Origin of the sequence: Streptomyces durbertensis (assembly GCF_014156695.1) — a bacterium.
GTDB lineage: Bacteria > Actinomycetota > Actinomycetes > Streptomycetales > Streptomycetaceae > Streptomyces > Streptomyces durbertensis.
Genome location: NZ_WMLF01000071.1, coordinates 1 through 17,001, shown reverse-complemented (window position 1 = coordinate 17,001; position 17,001 = coordinate 1). Strand labels below are relative to the sequence as shown.

At 72.5% G+C, this 17,001-nt stretch carries 14 protein-coding genes and 1 pseudogene; 4 read left to right on the top strand and 11 right to left on the bottom strand.

The window, feature by feature from the left end; all coding sequences use genetic code 11:
- From GL263_RS07460 to GL263_RS07445, 4 genes are all read right to left on the bottom strand, one after another.
- Positions 1-837 (bottom strand): tripartite tricarboxylate transporter substrate-binding protein (locus GL263_RS07460; protein WP_323379284.1); only part of this gene is annotated, 837 nt, incomplete at its 3' end.
- A gap of 47 nt (positions 838-884) precedes the next feature.
- On the bottom strand, positions 885-2,453 hold the full coding sequence (locus GL263_RS07455) for a tripartite tricarboxylate transporter permease (RefSeq protein ID WP_182854793.1): 1,569 nt from the start codon (positions 2,451-2,453) through the stop codon (positions 885-887).
- Positions 2,454-2,465: 12 nt separating this feature from the next.
- Complete coding sequence (locus GL263_RS07450) at positions 2,466-3,077, bottom strand: tripartite tricarboxylate transporter TctB family protein (RefSeq protein WP_182854792.1); 612 nt, start codon at positions 3,075-3,077, stop codon at positions 2,466-2,468.
- A 28-nt stretch (positions 3,078-3,105) separates the two neighbouring features.
- Positions 3,106-4,062 (bottom strand): tripartite tricarboxylate transporter substrate binding protein, encoded by a 957-nt coding sequence (locus tag GL263_RS07445; RefSeq protein WP_323379283.1) that lies wholly within the window; start codon positions 4,060-4,062, stop codon positions 3,106-3,108.
- A gap of 313 nt (positions 4,063-4,375) precedes the next feature.
- Here GL263_RS07445 and GL263_RS07440 point away from each other — a divergent pair, with 313 nt between their 5' ends.
- Together GL263_RS07440 and GL263_RS07435 are read left to right on the top strand one after the other, a co-directional pair.
- Positions 4,376-6,007, top strand: a complete 1,632-nt coding sequence (locus GL263_RS07440) for an ATP-binding protein (RefSeq protein WP_182854790.1) — start codon at positions 4,376-4,378, stop codon at positions 6,005-6,007.
- Entirely contained in the window at positions 6,004-6,750 is a 747-nt protein-coding gene (locus GL263_RS07435) for a response regulator (RefSeq protein ID WP_182854789.1), read from the top strand. Before GL263_RS07440 ends, GL263_RS07435 begins: the two co-directional genes overlap by 4 nt.
- A 24-nt stretch (positions 6,751-6,774) precedes the next feature.
- Here the strand turns inward: GL263_RS07435 and GL263_RS07430 are convergent, their stop codons facing one another.
- The 4 genes from GL263_RS07430 to GL263_RS07415 all read right to left on the bottom strand — a co-directional run bounded on the left by GL263_RS07430 (position 6,775) and on the right by GL263_RS07415 (position 11,603).
- On the bottom strand, positions 6,775-8,214 hold the full coding sequence (locus tag GL263_RS07430; RefSeq protein ID WP_182854788.1) for a lipase maturation factor family protein: 1,440 nt from the start codon (positions 8,212-8,214) through the stop codon (positions 6,775-6,777).
- Between the two features lie 152 nt (positions 8,215-8,366).
- On the bottom strand, positions 8,367-9,563 hold the full coding sequence (locus GL263_RS07425; RefSeq protein ID WP_182854787.1) for a thiolase family protein: 1,197 nt from the start codon (positions 9,561-9,563) through the stop codon (positions 8,367-8,369).
- A gap of 66 nt (positions 9,564-9,629) precedes the next feature.
- On the bottom strand, positions 9,630-10,901 hold the full coding sequence (locus GL263_RS07420; protein WP_182854786.1) for an extracellular solute-binding protein: 1,272 nt from the start codon (positions 10,899-10,901) through the stop codon (positions 9,630-9,632).
- 381 nt (positions 10,902-11,282) lie between these two features.
- Complete coding sequence (locus tag GL263_RS07415; RefSeq protein ID WP_182854785.1) at positions 11,283-11,603, bottom strand: hypothetical protein; 321 nt, start codon at positions 11,601-11,603, stop codon at positions 11,283-11,285.
- A 133-nt stretch (positions 11,604-11,736) separates the two neighbouring features.
- Here GL263_RS07415 and GL263_RS07410 point away from each other — a divergent pair, with 133 nt between their 5' ends.
- Positions 11,737-12,912: a helix-turn-helix domain-containing protein gene (locus tag GL263_RS07410; protein ID WP_182854784.1), complete on the top strand. Its 1,176-nt coding sequence runs from the start codon at positions 11,737-11,739 to the stop codon at positions 12,910-12,912.
- 33 nt (positions 12,913-12,945) lie between these two features.
- On the opposite strand, the gene GL263_RS07405 is transcribed toward GL263_RS07410, so the two are convergent.
- From GL263_RS07405 to GL263_RS07395, 3 genes are all read right to left on the bottom strand, one after another.
- Positions 12,946-14,271, bottom strand: a complete 1,326-nt coding sequence (locus GL263_RS07405) for a carboxyl transferase domain-containing protein (protein ID WP_323379285.1) — start codon at positions 14,269-14,271, stop codon at positions 12,946-12,948.
- Positions 14,272-14,315: 44 nt separating this feature from the next.
- Entirely contained in the window at positions 14,316-15,770 is a 1,455-nt protein-coding gene (locus tag GL263_RS07400; protein WP_182854783.1) for an acyl-CoA synthetase, read from the bottom strand.
- Between the two features lie 156 nt (positions 15,771-15,926).
- A complete protein-coding gene (locus tag GL263_RS07395) occupies positions 15,927-16,694 on the bottom strand; it encodes a bestrophin-like domain (protein WP_182854782.1) in 768 nt (255 codons plus the stop codon).
- 90 nt (positions 16,695-16,784) lie between these two features.
- Here GL263_RS07395 and GL263_RS28265 point away from each other — a divergent pair.
- Positions 16,785-17,001, top strand: a pseudogene (locus tag GL263_RS28265) (hypothetical protein); the annotation flags it as partial.

Below are 17,001 nucleotides of genomic sequence, written 5' to 3'. Positions count from 1 at the left end.
TACGAGACAGCGGTCGAGGAGGGCGATGAGTTCCGCGCGTTCGCGGTGGGTGAGGCCGGGTGGGGCCATGAGGCCGCGCCAGTTGACCACTTCGAGGTCGTAGCCCTGTTCGCGGAGGGTGGGGGCGTTGATGCCCGCCACGCGTGTGGGGCCGGTCACGGCCAGTACGCGGAGCTGGCCGGCCGCTATGGCGTGCCGGTACTCGGCTGAGCCGGTCAGGGCGAAGTCGATCTTGTGGCTGAGGAGTGCCGCGAGCAGCTTGCCGCCGCCGTCGTAGCGGCTGAAAGGGGTGTCGGCGGGAGAGACGCCGAGCTTCTCGGCGATCAGCATCAGCGCCTGGTGGTCCGGCCCGCCGGGGTGGGAGCCGATGCCGGCGCGCAGTCCGGTGTCGGTGTTCCGCCAGGCCTCGGCGAGCTGGTCGAAGGTGCGGTACGGGGAGTCGCGGGGCACGACGACGGCTTCGGGTTCTTCCAGGAGCCGTGCCAGCGGGGTGGCGCCCGTTATCGGGTGCGGGGCCCGGTCGGCCAGCGCGCTGCCGACCAGACCGAGCCCCATCTGCATGATCAACCGGTTGTTTCCGTCCTCGTGGACGAGTCGGGTGAGGCCGGTGGTGCCGGCCGAGCCGGTGAGGTTGAAGACCTCCACCTCGTCGGCGAGCCCCGCGTCCTCGAGGGCGATGGCGACGGTGCGGGCGGTGACGTCGTAGCCGCCGCCGGCCGGGGTGGGCACCATGAGCCGAAGCGGGTCCTCCGGCTGTGGCGCCGGCGTGCAGGCGCCGAGCAGGAGGAGCAACAGCACCAGCGGGAGCGCCACCGCCCTCGCCCGTCGCCGTCTCACGCCTGGCCCGTCCGTCTCATGCCTGGCCCGTCCGTCTCACGTCTGGCTCATCCGTTCTTCCGCTCCCGCGTCCCGCCGGCCGTGGCCTTCCGACGCTCATCCTGGCCCCGGCCGTCGTCCTCGGACAAGCCCTGCCGCCGCCGGGTCCGCCGCCAGGCGCCGTAGAGCGGGGCGAGCAGGGACAGCGCCGCCAGTGCGAGCAGGGTGGCGGAGATCGGCTTGGTGACGAAGGTGGTCAGGTCGCCGGAGGAGATCAGCAGGGCCTGTCTCATCGACTTCTCCATGAGCCCGCCGAGGATCAGACCCAGGATGAGCGGCGCGGCCGGGAAGCCGTTGGCCCTCATCAGGAAGCCCAGCACGCCGAAGCCGATGAGCAGCCAGAGGTCGAAGGTGCTGAACGAGTGCCCGTAGACGCCGACGACGCAGAAGACGACGACCAGCGGCAGCAGCAGCGCCTGCGGTGTCCTGAGCACCTTGGCGAACAGCGGGATCAGCGGCAGGTTGAGGATCAGCAGCACGATGTTGCCGATGTACATGCTGGCGACGACGCCCCAGAACATGTCCGGCTGCTCGTCCAGGAGCAGGGGCCCTGGCTGGACGCCGAGGACCAGCAGCGCGCCCAGCAGCACCGCCGTCGTGCCCGAGCCGGGTACGCCGAGGGTCAGGAGCGGGACGAACGAGCCGACGGCTGCTCCGTTGTTCGCGGACTCGGGGGCGGCGACGCCCTTGATGTTGCCCTTTCCGAAGGTCTTGCCGTCCTTGGCGAGCCGCTTCTCGAAGGAGTAGGAGAGGAAGGAGGCGACCGTCGCGCCGGCGCCGGGGAGGACGCCGGTGAAGAAGCCCAGTACGGAGCCGCGTCCGGTGGGCCCGCTGATCTCCTTGAGTTCGCGCCGGCTGAGGCGGAGGGAGGTGATGGTGCCGTCGCCGCCGCCCTGGCCTCGTCGCAGCAGCATGACAAAGACCTCGGCGAGGGCGAAGACGCCGAGCGCCACGATCAGGAACTCCACGCCCTCGTACAACTCGTGGCGTCCGAAGGTGAAGCGGAGGGTGGAGGTCTGGGAGTCGATGCCGACGAGGGCGATCATGACTCCGACGGTTCCGGAGATGAGGCCCTTGGTGAGGTTGTTCCCGGAGAGGGTGACGACGGCCGTGAGGCCGAGGACCATCAGCGCGAAGTACTCCGCCGGGCCGAAGCTGACGGTGAGCGCCGAGAGGGAGGGGGCGACGAGCATCAGGCCGACCACGCCGACGGTGCCGCCCACGAAGGAGGCGATGGCCGCCACCGAGAGGGCTTTGCCGGCCTGGCCTTTCCGGGCGAGCGGGTAGCCGTCGAACGAGGTCGCCACGGTGCCGGCCACGCCGGGGGCGTTGAGCAGGATCGAGGAGGTGGAACCTCCGAAGATCGCGCCGTAGTAGACCCCGGCCAGCATGATGATCGCCGAGGTGGGGTCCATGGTGAAGGCGACCGGGATCATCAGCGAGATCGCGCTGATCGGTCCGAGCCCCGGCAGCATGCCGATGATCGTGCCCATGAGGACACCGAGGAAGACAAAGGCGAGGTTCTGCGGGGACAGCGCGACCCCGAAGCCGTGGAAGAGCTGGTTGAGGGCGTCCATGGTGGCTCCCGGTCAGAAGGGCAGTACGCCGGTCGGCAGGGCGACGTCGAGGCCCTCGGACATGCCGAGGTAGAGCCCCGCCGCCACCCCGACGCCGACGAGTGCGTTGACCCAGTGGCGGCCGAAGCCGAGGTACCAGGCGGTGCCTGTGACGAACAGCGCGGTGGCCGGTATGAAACCGAGCGGTTCGAAGAGGAGGACGTAGAGGACGATCGCGCCGAGCAGCACGGCCAGTTCCAGCCGGGCGTCGGCGAGCCGTCCGAGCGTGGGCGGTGTCGCGGTCGTTGCGCCCGTCGTGGCCGTCGTGGCCGTCGTGGCCGTCGTGGCCGTCGTGGCCGTCGTGGTCGCCGTGGTCGCCGCGTGCTCAGTGCGCTCCGTCGTCGCCGCGGGCGCGGTGTCGGTCGTCTCGGACGTGTCCGTCGTCTTCGGTGCCGGCTTCTGGAGGAAGAGGGCGAGACACAGGACGATCAGCAGCAGCCCGAGCCCGCGGGGCAGGGTGCCGGGCTGGACCGGCACCTGCACCGCCGCGAACTCCGGGATGCGGTACGCCTGCACCGTGTAGGCCACGGCCAGGACGCCGAGCACCGCGGCCACGGTGCGCTGCGAGAATCGGAAGTGATGCATCGGTGTGCTCCGGGCTGGATTCCCTCGACTACTTCCTCAGTCCGACCTCGGTGAGGATTCCGGTGTATTCCTTGTTCTGTTCGTCCAGGAACTTCCCGAATTCCTCGCTGCCGAGGAAGGCGTCGGTCCAGCCGAGCTTCCTGCTCTCCTTCTTCCAGGCGTCCTGCTCGACCATTTTCCTGAACGCCTTCTCGTAGTAGGCGACCTGTTCCCCGGTCAGGCCCTTGGGCGCCATCACCCCGCGCCAGATGTCGAAGACGTAGTCGATGCCGGACTCGGTGAGGGTGGGGGTGTCGGGCAGGACGGGGGAGCGCTTCTCGGAGGAGACGGCGAGCGCCCGCACGTCGCCGGAGCGCACCAGGGCCTGCACTTCGGAGCCGCCCGCGACGGCGACGTCGGTGTGGCCGCCGAGCAGCGAGGTCAGGGCCTCCCCGCCGCCGTCGAACGGCACGTACTTGACCTTGGACGCGTCGGCGCCGGCCGCCTGGACGGCGCCCGCGAGGCCGACGTGGTCGAGGCTGCCGGGGCCGGAGCCGCCCGCGACGCTCACCTTCCCGGGGTCGGTCTTGAGCTTCGCCGCCAGGTCCTCGAACGTCTTGAACGGCGAGTTCGCCTTGACGACGTAGGCCAGCGGTTCGGTGTTGAGCCGGGCGACGGGGGTGAAGTCGCGGTAGGTCTGGTCCGACTCGCCGGCGAGCGGGACCAGCAGGATGGGCGGGCTGGTGACAAAGAGCTTGTGCGGGTCCTTCTGGTGCTTGGCGACGTAGGACCAGCCGATGGCGCCGCCCGCGCCCGGCTTGTTCACCACGCGCATGGGCCGGCTGACGAGGTCCGCCTCGTCCATGACCCGGGCGCTGCTGCGGGCGAGGGTGTCCCAACCGCCGCCGGTGTTGGCGGGGGCGATGTACTCGATGGGCTTGGTCGGCTGCCAGCCGCCGGAGGCGGCGCCGGCGCCCTCGCCGCACGCGGCGAGGAGCAGGGACACGGAACCCACGGCGACGGCCGCGAAGGCCGCTCTCGAACCTCGACGTCCTGTACGGAACACGCTTCCTCCAGATGTGCTCTCGGCGGTGCGGCCGTTGCCGCCGGCACCCGCCGTGCTGCCGGAAGCCGACATGCAAACAGCGTCGAAGACAACTGGAAAAGGGGTCGGGGAGTTGTGCAGCTATTGGCGATAACAAAACTTTTGGTCATAGTGTTCACGGCCGCCGGTCCGTCGTCCGGCGGCACAATGGGAAAGGCCGCGATCCGCCCGGAACGGCCGCGCCGGCAGGTGGCCGAACACGGAAGGGAGCGCGATGCGCAGGATCACCGCTCCCCGGTTCTCCCTCGCCGGTCAGTTCCTGGCGCTGCAACTCGCCCTGATCGTGATCGTCCTGACCGTGATCGCCGTCGTCTCGGTGGCGCAGTCGAACGCGGAGTTCCGGCGGACCGAAGGGCGCCGGCTGCTGAGCGTCGCGGAGACGGTGGCGTCGCAGGACGCGGTCCGCGTGGGGCTGGCCGACGTCGAGCGGCAGGGCATCCTCCAGCCGACGGCGGAGAGCGCCCGCAGTGTGTCCGGCGCCTCGTACGTCGTCATCACCGGCACCGACCGGCGGGTGCTGACCGACGCGGACCCGCGGCGGATCGGACGGCTGCTGGAGCTGGGCGACAGCGGTGTGCTCTCGGGGCGGTCCTGGGTGGGCAGCACGCAGGCCAGGGGCCGCAGCGCGCTGGAGGCGCACGTGCCGGTCTTCGGAGAGCGCGGGCGGCTGCTCGGCGTGGTGGCCGCGGGGCGCGAGTACCGGGGGCTCGGCGAGCGGATCGCGACCGCCACCCCGCACCTGCTGGTCTACCTGGGTCTCGCCAGCGCGCTGGGCGCGGTGGGCTCGGTGCTGCTGGCGCGCCGCATCAAGCGGCAGACGCTCGGCCTGGAACCGGAGGAGATCACCGCGCTGGTCGAGCACCGGGAGGCGATGCTGCACGGCATCAAGGAGGGCGTGATCGGCATCGACCGGCAGGGCAGCGTCACGCTGGTCAACGACACGGCCGTCGACCTGCTGCGGCTGCCGCGCGACGCGCCGGGCCGCCGCCTGGACGAGCTGGGTGTCGAACCCCGGCTGCACGACGTGCTCACCGGCCGGGTCCGGGGCCGCGACCAGGTGGTGGTGACCGGCGACCGGCTGCTCACCCTCAACAGGATGCCGCTGGTCACCCGGGGCGCCACGGCGGGTTCGGTGACGACGATGCGCGATCTGACGGAGCTGGTGGCGCTGCGCAACGAGCTGGAGACGACCCGCAGCGCCACCGACACGCTGCGCGCGCAGGCGCACGAGTTCCACAACCGACTGCACGTGATCGCGGGGCTGGTGGAGCTGGAGGAGTATCCGGAGGTCGCCCGCTACGTGCGCGGCATCAGCGGCACCCACGCGCGGCGCACCGCCGAGGTGATGTCGAAGGTCGCCGACCCGTCCCTCGCCGCCCTGCTGATCGCCAAGTGGAGTCTCGCGGCCGAGCAGGGCGCCACCCTGCGGATCACGGACTCCAGCCGCCTGGGCCCGGTCGGCGAGGCCCTCTCCTCCGACCTGGTGACCGTGGTCGGCAACCTCGTGGACAATGCGCTCGACGCGGTCCGCGACACCGGACCGGACAGCTGGGTCGAGGTGGCGATGAGCGAGCGGCAGCGGGAGGTGACGGTGCGGGTGCGCGATTCGGGACCGGGTGTCGCCCCGGAGCTGGCCGAGGAGGTGTTCCGGCACGGCTTCACCACCAAGGCCGCCGCCCGGGACTCCCAGCGGGGGCTCGGCCTGGCCATCACCCGGCTGGTGTGCACCCGGCGCGGCGGTGACGTGACCGCCGACGGCGCGGTCTTCACGGCGGTACTGCCGTTCACCGCGCGGGAGCGGGTGGAGGAACACGCCGGGGGACGCCCGGAGGGAGACGAACCGTGATCCGGGTACTGGTCGTCGACGACGACTTCATGGTCGCCCGCCTCCACCGCAAACTGGTCGAACGGGTCCCCGGCTTCACCGTGGTCGGGGAGGCAGGAAGCGGCCGCGAGGCGGTGGAGGCGATACGGGAGCTGCGCCCGGACCTTGTCCTGCTCGACATCTACCTGCCGGACATCAACGGGCTCGACGTGCTCCGCGAACTGCGCGGCGGGGACACCCCGCAGACCGACGTCGACGTGCTGGTGGTGACCGCCGCCCGGGACGCCGAGACGGTGCGCGGCGCGCTGCGCGGCGGCGCCGTGCACTACATCATCAAGCCGTTCGACGCGCCCGTGCTGCGGGAACGGCTTGAACACTACGCGCGGCGCCGGCACCAGCTCGCGGCCATCGGGACGCCGGGCCAGGACGACGTGGACCGCGTGTTCGGCGCCGCCGAGCCGGACGCTCCGACGCCGGCGGCCGCCCCGGCGCCACCACAGCCCGCGACGGCCAGGGCGGCGCTCACCACCCGGCTGCCCAAGGGCGTCACGGCGCAGACCGCCGACCTCGTCCACCGGACCCTCCTGGCGGCCGCCGACGGCCTCTCCGCCGCCGAGTGCGCCGAACGCAGCGGCCTGTCCCGGGTGAGCGCCCGCCGCTACCTGGAGTTCTTCGTCTCCAGCGGCCGTGCCCGGGTGACCCTCCGCTACGGCACGGCGGGGCGGCCCGAGCGCCGGTACCACCTGACGAGCAGCACCCTCTGAGCCCCGGGCGCCGGAGGGAAGCGTTCAGCGCGGTTCGGACGCGCGGCGGGACGGCGGCAGCCGGACGGGCCGCGTCATGTCCCGGACGTACTCGCGGTGCCAGCAGGCGCCCGTTCGCCGCAGCTCCCGCCAGGTCGTGAAGCGGTACCGGTACAGCCGCGCCCGCACGTACACCGGGGGCGCCTCGGGGAACGGGTTGTGCCGAAGGAGCCGGAGCGTGTCGGGGTCGCCGCGCAGCAGCCGCTCCAGGAAGCCGTCGAACCAGGGACGCCCGTAGCCGGGGGAGAGCGCCAGGAACCACATCAGCCAGTCCAGCCGGAGGTGGTAGGGGGCGAACTGCCTCGGCCACCGCCGCACGTCGCCGGGTTTGCCGTGGAACCCGTACTCCCGCCAGCGCGCGGTCTCGTTCGGCACGCCGTCGGCCGTGCCCTCGACCACCACCTCGTGCCGCAGCCGCGTGACGCTGCCGAAGGCGCCGTAGGAGTTGACCAGGTGCAGGCTGTCGAAGGAGCGGTTCATCACCTGGCGCGGCGAGACCATGTTGCGCACCGGGCCCCGGCTGAGCAGGATCACGCCGGCGGTCGCGGCCAGGCACAGCACCTGGAACCACAGCGGCCCCGACGGGTACGCGGGCGGCGGTCCGGCGCCGAGCCGGGTGGCGTCGACGGCGGAGGCCGCGAGCAGGATCGTCAACCAGTTGAGCCAGGCGAAGTTGCCGGAGACGACCAGCCACAGCTGGGTGACGATGACGACCAGCGCGGCCCAGGTGGCCACCGGCTGCGGGGTGAACAGCAGGACGGGCACCACCAGTTGGACGACGTGGTTGGCGCCGGCCTCGACCCGGTGCAGAGGCCGGGGCAGACGGTGGAAGAACCAGCTGAGCGGCCCGGGCATCGGCTGCGTCTCGTGGTGGTAGTACAGACAGGTCAGGTTCCGCCAGCAGGAGTCCCCGCGCCATTTGATGAGGCCGGCGCCGAACTCGACGCGGAACAGCAGCCAGCGGAGCAGCAGCAGGACCGGGAGCGGCGGCGCGACGTCGGCGTTGCCGAGGAAGACGGCCAGCAGCCCTGCCTCCAGCAGCAGCGACTCCCAGCCGAAGCCGTACCAGGTCTGCCCCACGTTGACGATGGACAGGTACATGGCCCACAGCAGCAGCCACAGCGTCATGGCCGCCCACAGCGGCACCCGGTCGGCGGCGCCGAAGGCCAGCGCGGCGGCGAGCGCGGCTCCCGCCCAGGCGAACGCGGCGAAGAACCGGTCGGAGTAGTGCAGGTGGAAGACGCTCGGCGAGCGGCGGAAGGGCACCATCCGGACGAAGTCCGGCACGGGCGTCATGCCGCGGGACCCGATCAGCGCGCGGAACTGGAGCGCCGCCCCGACAAACGCGAGGAGGTAGATCACCGCCAGGCCGCGTTGGAACACCAGTCGGCCGAGCCAGTAGCCGTCGGCCGCGAACCACTCCATGACGCCTATACGTACACCGGCGGCCCGCCGCCCCGGCACCCCGACACGCGCGGAGGCGACCGTGCCGGCCCGGGCTGGGCGCCCGTGTTCCGGTCAGGGCGCCCGTGCCGGTCGGGGCCGCCGGTGGGCGGGGCGACGGCCCCGACCGCCGGTCAGCGTTCCAGCAGCAGCGCCTGGCCCTGTCCGACGCCGATGCACAGCGTGGCCAGGCCGACGCCGGAGCCGGCGGCGGCGAGCTGGTGTGCCACGGCCCCGGCGAGCCGGGCACCGGACGCGCCCAGCGGATGGCCGAGGGCGAGGGCACCGCCGCGCGGGTTCACCAGCGCGGGGTCGAGATCCGGCCACTCGTGCAGGCAGCCGAGCGCCTGGGCGGCAAACGCCTCGTTCAGTTCGACGGTGCGCAGGTCGGCGAAGCGCCGCCCGGCCTTCTCCAGCACGCGCCGCACCGCCTCCACCGGGCCGAGGCCGTAGAGCTGGGGTTCGATGCCGGTCACGGCGGACGCCCGGATGCGGGCGAGCGGTTCACGGCCGCTGGCGGCCAGGCCCGCCTCGTCGGTGAGCAGCAGCGCGGCGGCGCCGTCGTTGAGCGGTGAGGAGTTGCCGGCGGTGACCGTGCCGCCCTCGCGGCGGAACGCGGTCCGCAGCCGGGCCAGCGCCTCGACGGACGTGCCGTCGCGGATCGTCTCGTCCCGGCCGAGCTCGGCGCCGTCGTACGGGACGACCTCGTTGTCGTACAGGCCGTCCTTCCAGGCGCGGGCGGCCTTCTCGTGGCTGGAGACCGCGAACGCGTCCTGGGCCTCGCGGCTGATGCCGTGGCGTTCGGCGATCAGCTCGGCGCCCTCGCCGAGGGAGACCGTCCACTCGGGGCGCATGCGCGGGTTGGTCATCCGCCAGCCGAGGGTGGTGGAGTGCATCTCCGGCGCGGCGGCCGGGAAGGCGCGTTCCGGCTTCGGCACGACCCACGGCGCGCGGCTCATCGACTCCACCCCGCCGGCCACCATCACCGACGCGTCGCCGCAGGCGATCGTCCGCGCCGCGTGCAGCACCGCCTCCAGGCCCGAGGCGCACAACCGGTTGACCGTCACGCCCGGCACGGACGTCGGCAGCCCGGCCAGCAGCACGGCCATCCGGCCGACGTTCCGGTTCTCCTCCCCGGCGCCGTTGGCGTTGCCGAAGACGACGTCGTCGATCCGGACCGGGTCGAGCGCGGGTGAGCGCTCCACCAGGGCCCGCAGCACGTGCGCGGCGAGGTCGTCCGGGCGCACGGAGGCGAGGGCTCCGCCGTACTTACCCACGTGGGTGCGCACGGCGTCGACGACATAGACATCACGAAGACGGTCGTTGGTCATGACACGCATCGTGTCAGCGCCGCCGGGCCTTGGCCAGACCCCTACGCCACCGGCGCGCGCGGCGGCTCACCGGGGGCGCGCGGACAGCAGCGAGGTGATCTCCGAGGACGCCTTGCGGGCGGCGGCCGTCGGGTCCGCGCCGGTCAGCACGTCGGTCTGGTAGCGCTTGACGGGGTTGTCCGACTCCAACGCCGCCCAGGACGGCGAGTTGGGCGTGGCGTGGCCGTTCTCCGCGCCCTTGGCCATCGCGGCGGCGCCCGGATGGCCCTTCAGCACGTCGGAGAGGGTCGTCCGGTTCGGCACGTACGACATCGTGGTGGCGATCTCCCGCTGCCACTTGTCGCTCGTCAGGAGCTTGAGGAACTGGTAGCCCATCTCCCGCTCGTCGGACTTCTCCGGGAGGATCAGCACCGAGCCGCCGGTGAACACGGCCCCCGGCTCGTCGGCCGACTTGCCCGGGACGGGGAAGAAGCCGAGCTTGCCCCTGAGGTCCGGGTTCCGGTTGACGATCTGCTCCGCCTCGCCGGGCACGGCGATGAGCTGCGCGACCTCCTCGTCCGCGAAGACCTCGGCGTGGTTGGGCTCCGCCTCGTCACTGCCGACCGGGCCGTTGCCGAGAGCCTGGAGCTCCTGGTAGTAGGCCATGCCGCGCAGGGCCTCCTTGGTGTGCAGGGCGCCCGACCACTGGCCGGACTGCTCGATGGCCAGGTTGCCGCCCTCGTCCCAGATGAAGCCGGCGAGCACGTACCAGTTCTGCCCGGGCAGGTAGATGCCCTGACGGCCCTCCTCGGGCTGGTGCAGCTTGCGGGTGGCCTCCAGCCACTGCTCGCGGGTCTTCGGCAGCCGCTCGACGCCGGCCTCGGCGAACAGGTCCTTGCGGTAGACGACCACCCGGTTCGCCGCGTAGTACGGGATGCCGAACTGGTAGCCGTCGATCTTCCCCGGCTCGGCGAGGCCGGGTATCCAGTCGTCGCCGTCGAGGTCGGAGACCTCCAGCGTCAGGTTCCGCACGCCGCCGCCCGCGACGTAGCGGGCGACCTGGGTGTTGCCGACCTCGATGACGTCCGGCCCGTCGCCCGACTCCAGCGCGGAGGTGACCTTCTCGCCGATGCCGTCCCACTTCTGCTCCACCACGCGGACCTTGACGCCCGCGTGCTGCTGCTCGAACTCGTCCACGACCCGCTGGACGAGCTCCGGTTTGACGCTGTGCTGCATCAGCCAGACCTCCACGGTCCGCTCACCGTTCGCCGTGTCCGTTCCGCAGGCGGTGGTGCCCAGCAGGAGGGCGACGGCGGTGGCGAGGGCAAGACGGGTGGAACGACGGGCGGGCCTGGACATGGTTCTCCCCCAGCTGATGAACAGGGTGTGACGGTGATGTGTGGGGGAGCTAATAATTGGCACAGACCAATCGGTGGGGTCAAGCCGGTGGGAAGCGGACACCACACCGTGCAACGGAGATGTCCCCCGCGGTCGGGGCGCTCGGCCGGGGCGGCCGAGCGCCCCGGCGGGGCCGTCACAGGAACGGCGTGAGGTCGCCGCCGGCGCACGAGGGGCAGGGAAGTTTGCAACTGCCACGGCAGGTCTCGCAGCCGGTGAAGCCCGCGCAGCCGGGACACCAGAGGCTGCGCAAACCGGCACACGTGCCGCAGTACGTCGTCGGCCGCCGGTCCGCGTCGGGCGCGGGCCGGCGACGCGGGGCGCGCGGCCGGTCGCCCCGCATCAGGGCCCCTCGGGCGGCATGCCCAGCCGCGCACCCCGGCTGCGCGCGACGCGTGTTGTCGCCACCAGGCACTCGCGGAGGCGTTCGGCCGTGAAGCGCAGCTCGCGGGCCGCCGCGTCGCGGCCCGCGAGGACCGCCGAGGCGTGCGTCAACACGACGGCCGCGTCGTGCAGTTGCGCGCGCTCGACGGCGTCGGCGAGCCGCCCGAGGCGGCCGTTCTCGCTGCCCGGCGCGAGATACGCGGGCTTGCCCTCGGTCTCCTCCCACGGCAACAACCTCCCCTGCCCCGGCCAGCCGTCGGTGACAACACTTCCCGCCATGCGTACCCCTTCCGAATGTGTGCTCTGCTGCGGAGTCCGTCGGACGCCGGATCCAGCGTCGCCTTGCGGGGTGGGTTGCCGGAGCGGCCGATTGTCGGCCCGCTGTATGCCACCTGTCGGCCACAATGGACGTATGGCCAACGTGATCGGCGCCAACATCAGGCGACTTCGCGAAGCGCGCGGCTGGAGCCAGTCGCGGCTCGCCCGGGAGGTGTGCCGACTGGCGCGTGTCGACGGCGAACCGGTGACACGCCAGGAGATCAGCCGGTACGAGACCGGGCGTCGAACCCCGCGCGAATGGCTGCCCTTTGTCGCCGAAGCCCTCGGAGTGAGTGCCGAGGAGCTGAGAACTCCCACCGCGCGCTCGGGGTCGCCGCTGTGCCTGCCCTCGCTCGCCGGTCCGGACGACGAGCGGCCGGCGGCGAACATCCGTCGGCTCTCACAGCAACTGGTCTTCCTGGACAACCAGATGCACGGCCTGCCGATCGCGGACATCGCGGTCCGGTCCTTCAGAGCGGTCCACCGCCGCCTGGGGGCGGGCGGGTACACACGTGCGGAGGAGCGCGAAGTCCGCTCGGCAGCAGCGGAGTTGGCGGAGATCGCGGGGTGGGCACTGTTCAACGAGGGCATGTTCGAGGCGTCCCGGAGATTCAACCAGGAGGCTCTTCTGCTGGCCCGCCTGGCGCATGACCGATCCGTCGAACTGATCACGCTTCAGAACATGGGCATGGTGGCGGGCTGGACGGGGCGCGCCGGTGAGGAACTCGCCATTGCGCGCTGCGTGTTGGAGGAGTCGCCCCTGAGCCCCCGGGTCGAGGCGATGTTCCGGGGCAGGGAGGCTCAGGGCCTGGCGGGGGCGGGGCACCTCCGGGAGTCGGTCCACGCCTTCGACCGGGCGCGGTCACTGCTGCAGGACGGCGCTCCGGACGACGAGCCGCACTGGGCCTGGTGGGTGACCGAGCAGGAGATCGACCGGCAGCACGGCCGGGTGCTGCACGGTTCCGGCCGATGGCGGGAGGCGATTCCGGTACTGCGACGCGCCTTGACGGCGGAGGGGCGGTCGGTCGGGTACCAGCGGATCGCGTCCGTGATGCTGCTCGACTGCCTCCTCGACGCCCGAGCCTGGCGAGAGGCCCAGGAGGAGGTCGAGGCGCTGCTCCCGGCGATCAGTGACGTCTCCTCCGCCGTCACACTGCGGATCCTCGGAGGTGTGACCGGGCGGGCGTCGACGCTCTCACTCCCCGGGGGCCTTCGGGACGGCCTCCACCACCTGGAGGCCGCCCTGGAGCAGGATCCCTACGGCCTCTGAGGCCCGCAGTCGGCTCGGCGGCCCAGAGCCGGTTCACCCCGGGAGACGCGTCGGCACGACGCCCCGCGCGAGGCCCAGGTCGACGAGGTCCTGCGGGCGCAGCCGCAACTCGTCGGCGGTGCGGCGGACCTCCTCCGGGCGGCGTTTGAGGATCGCGGCGGCCAGCTCCGGGGCGATGACCGAGAAGTAACTGTCCGCCGTCACCCACGTGTTGCCCGGCGCGCACAGCGCCAGCGCCCCTCCGGAGCCGCCTTCGCCGACCACCAGCGTGGTCACCGGAACCCGCGCCTCCGCGACGGCGGCGAAGCAGTCCGCGATGGCCGCGCCCGCGCCGCCGCGCTCCGCGTCGGCGTCGTTCGCGGCGCCCGGCGTGTCGACGAGCGTCAGCACCGGTATGCCGAGCCGGTCGGCCAGCCGGACGAGCCGGGCGGCGGTACGGAACCCGGCCGGTGTCGTGGCCGTGCCGCACTGCGCGGCGAACGCGACGGTCCGGCCCTCGCGGAGGCCGAACCCGCAGCGCATGCCGGGGTCCACGCCGCCGCAGCGGTCGCCGCTGATCTCCTGGTACTCCTCGAAGTGGGCGTCCAGGTAGGCGCCGGCGCGGGGTCGGGCCAGTGCCCTCGCCCGCTGGACGGCCGACCAGCCGTCCGCCGGCAGCTCTCCGGCCGTCGGGCCTCCTCCGGGAGCCGTACGCAGGCCCTCCGGCGGTGTCACAGCGGCCGGGGGCCCGCCGGCCGCTGTCAGCAGCCGCAGCCACCCGCCCAGCGTCGCCGCCAGCCGCTCGGGCGGCACGAGCTGGTCGACGTGGCCGGTGGCGAGTTGGCTCTCCGCGCGGTAGGCGGCGGGGTCGGCGTCGGCGGGGCGGACCCGCGAGCCCGCGAAGCCGATCTGCGCGCCGGGGCAGGCGAGGATCACATCGGCGCTGGCGCCGAGCGTGGCCCAGCCGCCGCCCGTGGCCGGATCGCGCAGTACCGCGATCTGGGGCAGCCCGGCGGCCCGTGTACGGGCCGACTCGCTTGCCACACGCTGGAGTTGGACCAGTGCCCGCATGCCCTCCTGCATCCGGCTGCCGCCGGTGGCGATCAGCGAGACGACGGGGAGGCGTGCCGCGCGGGCGGCCTCGTGCGCGGCCACCAGGCGGTCACCGGTGCGTTCGCCGAGGGAACCGCCGAGGAAGCCGAACTCGAAGGCGATCAGCACCGCTCGGCGTCCGCCGATCCGACCGGTGCCGCACACCACCGACTCCCGCTCGCCGGTGCTCTCTGCGGCGCGTGTCCGCGCCGTGTCGTAGCCGGGCCAGCCGAGCGGTCCGTCGACGGGCTGAACGCGCTCGTCGGTGACGATCTCCTCGAACTGCACGAGTCCGTCGACGAGTTCGGCCAGGAAGCGGCGCGCCGGGGTCCTCACGACAGCTCCCGCTTGAGGATCTTGCCCATGTGGTTGCGTGGCAGGGACTCCCGGAAGCGCACCTCGCGGGGCCGCTTGTGCGGGGCGAGTTGCGAGGCGACGTGGTCAATCAACTCCTGAGCCTCCACCGGGTTTTCAAGGTCTGTGGGGGCAACCCACGCGATCACCCGCTCACCGAGGTCGGGGTCGGGTTCGCCGGTGACGGCGGCCTCGCTGACTCCCGGGTGGTCCAGCAGCGCGTTCTCGATCTCGCCGGCGCCGATCTTGTAGCCGCCGCTCTTGATGAGGTCGGTCGACTTGCGGCCGACGAGACGGTAGTAGCCGTCGGCGTCCCGCGTTGCCATGTCGCCGGTGCGGAACCAGCCACCGGCGAAGGCCGCGGCGGTGGCGTCCGGCTTGCCGAGGTATTCCGTGAACAGCTGCGGACCGCGTACCTGCACCTCGCCGATGGTCTCGCCGTCGCCGCCCTCGACACGGTTGCCGTCGTCGTCGACGAGCCGGACGTCGACACCCGGCAGCGGCAGGCCGACCGTGCCGGGCTTGTGGGGGCCGTTGGCGGGGACGCTGGTGTTCATCAGCGTCTCGGTCATGCCGTACCGCTCGACGACGTGCTGGCCGGTGGCGGCGGTGATGCGCTGGTGGTCGGGCAGCGGCAGGGCGGCGGAGCCGGACACCAGCAGCCGCGCGCCACGCAGCGCGGCGACCAGCTCGGGATCGTCGTCCAGGGCGAGGGCGAGGCGGTGGTACATCGTGGGCACGCCGAAGAGCATCGTGCCGCCTCCCGTGAGCGACGTGGTGACGGCTTCGGTGCTGAACGCGCCGAGGTGGTGGAGGGTGCCGCCGCGGCGCAGCGGGCCGATGAGGCCGAGCACCAGCCCGTGCACGTGGAACAGGGGCAGCGCGTGCACCAGCACGTCGTCGGCGGTCCACTCCCAGACGGCGGCGAGGTCGTCGAGAGTGGCCGCGAGGGCCCGCTGGGAGAGGACGACGCCCTTGGGGGCGCCGGTGGTGCCGGAGGTGTAGACGATCAGCGCCGGACCCGCGCTGGCGCTGGGCTGGAGCGGGACCTGGCGGCCGGCGCCGTCCTCCTCCGGCACGTGCAGGCGGGTGTCGATCCGGGGCAGGCCGGCCAGCGGTTCGGGCAGTTCGTCGCCTTCGGCGGCGAGAACCAGACCAGGCGTGCTGTCCGCGACGATGTGGGCGAGTTCCCGCTCGCCGGAGCGCGGGTTGAGCGGGATGACCGGCACGCCCGCGAGGAGCCCCGCGACAAGGGAGACGGCTGTCTGCGCGGTCGGGGTGGCCCAGACGGCCACGCGGGCGGCGCGACCGCCGATGCCGAGGGCGAGGTGCCGGGCGGCGGTGGAGAGCGCGGTGTAGTCGAGCGTCTGGTCGCCGAAGCGCACGGCGGTCTTGGCGGGCTCGGTCTCCAGGGCGGGCAACAGGGATGACACCCGGACTCCTTAGCTGGCGGTCGTGCCGTGGTCGGACGTTGATCGATTCTGTCCACTCACGATCTCATCAACCGTCGCGTGATGACCGCAACCGTCGCCGGACGAGCCATGGCGAGGGCCGTCCGCACAGGTGGCGGGCGGCCCTCGCCGTGTCGCTCAGTCGGTGCTCGCCGCCGGGAACAGCGCCCGGAACGGTTCCACCGACTCCGCCATGTCCCGCTCGAACGGCGCGTCGAACTGCCAGATCAGGAAGAGCAGGAACGCGATGAGCGCGCTGAACAGCCCTGCCAGCAGCAGCTCACGCGGGGAGCGGCGGATCTGGAGGGCGAAGACCATGCCGACCGTCACCACCGCGCCGACGATCAGTCCGAACCACACCACGCCGGGCATCGTGGGTTCCGCGTTCTGGCCGCGTGTGACGCGGGCCCGGTCGGCGGCCGTCACCTGGTCGACGATGCCCTGGTAGGCGTGCGACTCCAGGGTGGTCGTCGGCTCGTGGCCGCTGACCGTCTTCCGCACCTGGGCGAGCAGTTCGTCGCCGCGTTCGGTGAGTTCGTGGTGCTCGGCCATGTGCGGCCACTCCACGTTCACCACGTGGGAGACGTACGCGTCCACGTCCTCGCGGACCTCCTGCCGGATCTCCGCCGGGTAGACCGCGACGCGTTCACGCACCTCGTGCAGCGCCTGCGCCTCGTGCAGCACCAGGTCGGTGGCGGAGTTGCGGGCCTCCCAGACGCCGGCGATGGCCAGGCCGAGCACGATCGCGTACACGACTCCGATCATCATGGTGATGTACTCGATGACGTCCGGCGTCTGGGACGTGTCCTCGTCCGGCCCCTGCCGCCGGTCGCGCAGCAGCACGACGACCAGCACCACGGCACACGAGGCGGCCATGACCAGCGCCAGTACAAGCCATTCGGGCATGAGTCCTCCTACGAGTTACCCGATGAGGGGGAGCCGCCACGGGCTCCTGACGAGCCGCCGCCGCGGGCGCCCAGCGTCGCGGCGGCGAGGATGGCCGGGGCGAGGACGACGAGCATCCGGCCGACAAGCGACACGCCGCCGGCCGGCCCGGCCGAGTCGACCGGCGGCCGCAGCGGCGCGGTCAGCTGCGACGGCGGCGTGCCCGGCGGGGAACTCGGCGGCGGCGAAGGGATGGGTGACGCGCTTTCCGCCGGAGTCGGCGTCGGCGGCGCACCGGGCGCCCGCACGGGCGTCGGGACCGGCGAGG

Excerpts from the sequence above, each read along its gene's own strand:
- GL263_RS07430 (WP_182854788.1), bottom strand. The coding sequence starts at position 8,214 with ATGGAGTGGTTCGCGGCCGACGGCTACTGGCTCGGCCGACTGGTGTTC.
- GL263_RS07425 (WP_182854787.1), bottom strand. The coding sequence starts at position 9,563 with ATGACCAACGACCGTCTTCGTGATGTCTATGTCGTCGACGCCGTGCGC.
- GL263_RS07395 (WP_182854782.1), bottom strand. The coding sequence starts at position 16,694 with ATGCCCGAATGGCTTGTACTGGCGCTGGTCATGGCCGCCTCGTGTGCC.
- GL263_RS07410 (WP_182854784.1), top strand. The coding sequence starts at position 11,737 with ATGGCCAACGTGATCGGCGCCAACATCAGGCGACTTCGCGAAGCGCGC.
- GL263_RS07415 (WP_182854785.1), bottom strand. The coding sequence starts at position 11,603 with ATGGCGGGAAGTGTTGTCACCGACGGCTGGCCGGGGCAGGGGAGGTTG.
- GL263_RS07450 (WP_182854792.1), bottom strand. The coding sequence starts at position 3,077 with ATGCATCACTTCCGATTCTCGCAGCGCACCGTGGCCGCGGTGCTCGGC.
- GL263_RS07420 (WP_182854786.1), bottom strand. The coding sequence starts at position 10,901 with ATGTCCAGGCCCGCCCGTCGTTCCACCCGTCTTGCCCTCGCCACCGCC.
- GL263_RS07440 (WP_182854790.1), top strand. The coding sequence starts at position 4,376 with ATGCGCAGGATCACCGCTCCCCGGTTCTCCCTCGCCGGTCAGTTCCTG.
- GL263_RS07455 (WP_182854793.1), bottom strand. The coding sequence starts at position 2,453 with ATGGACGCCCTCAACCAGCTCTTCCACGGCTTCGGGGTCGCGCTGTCC.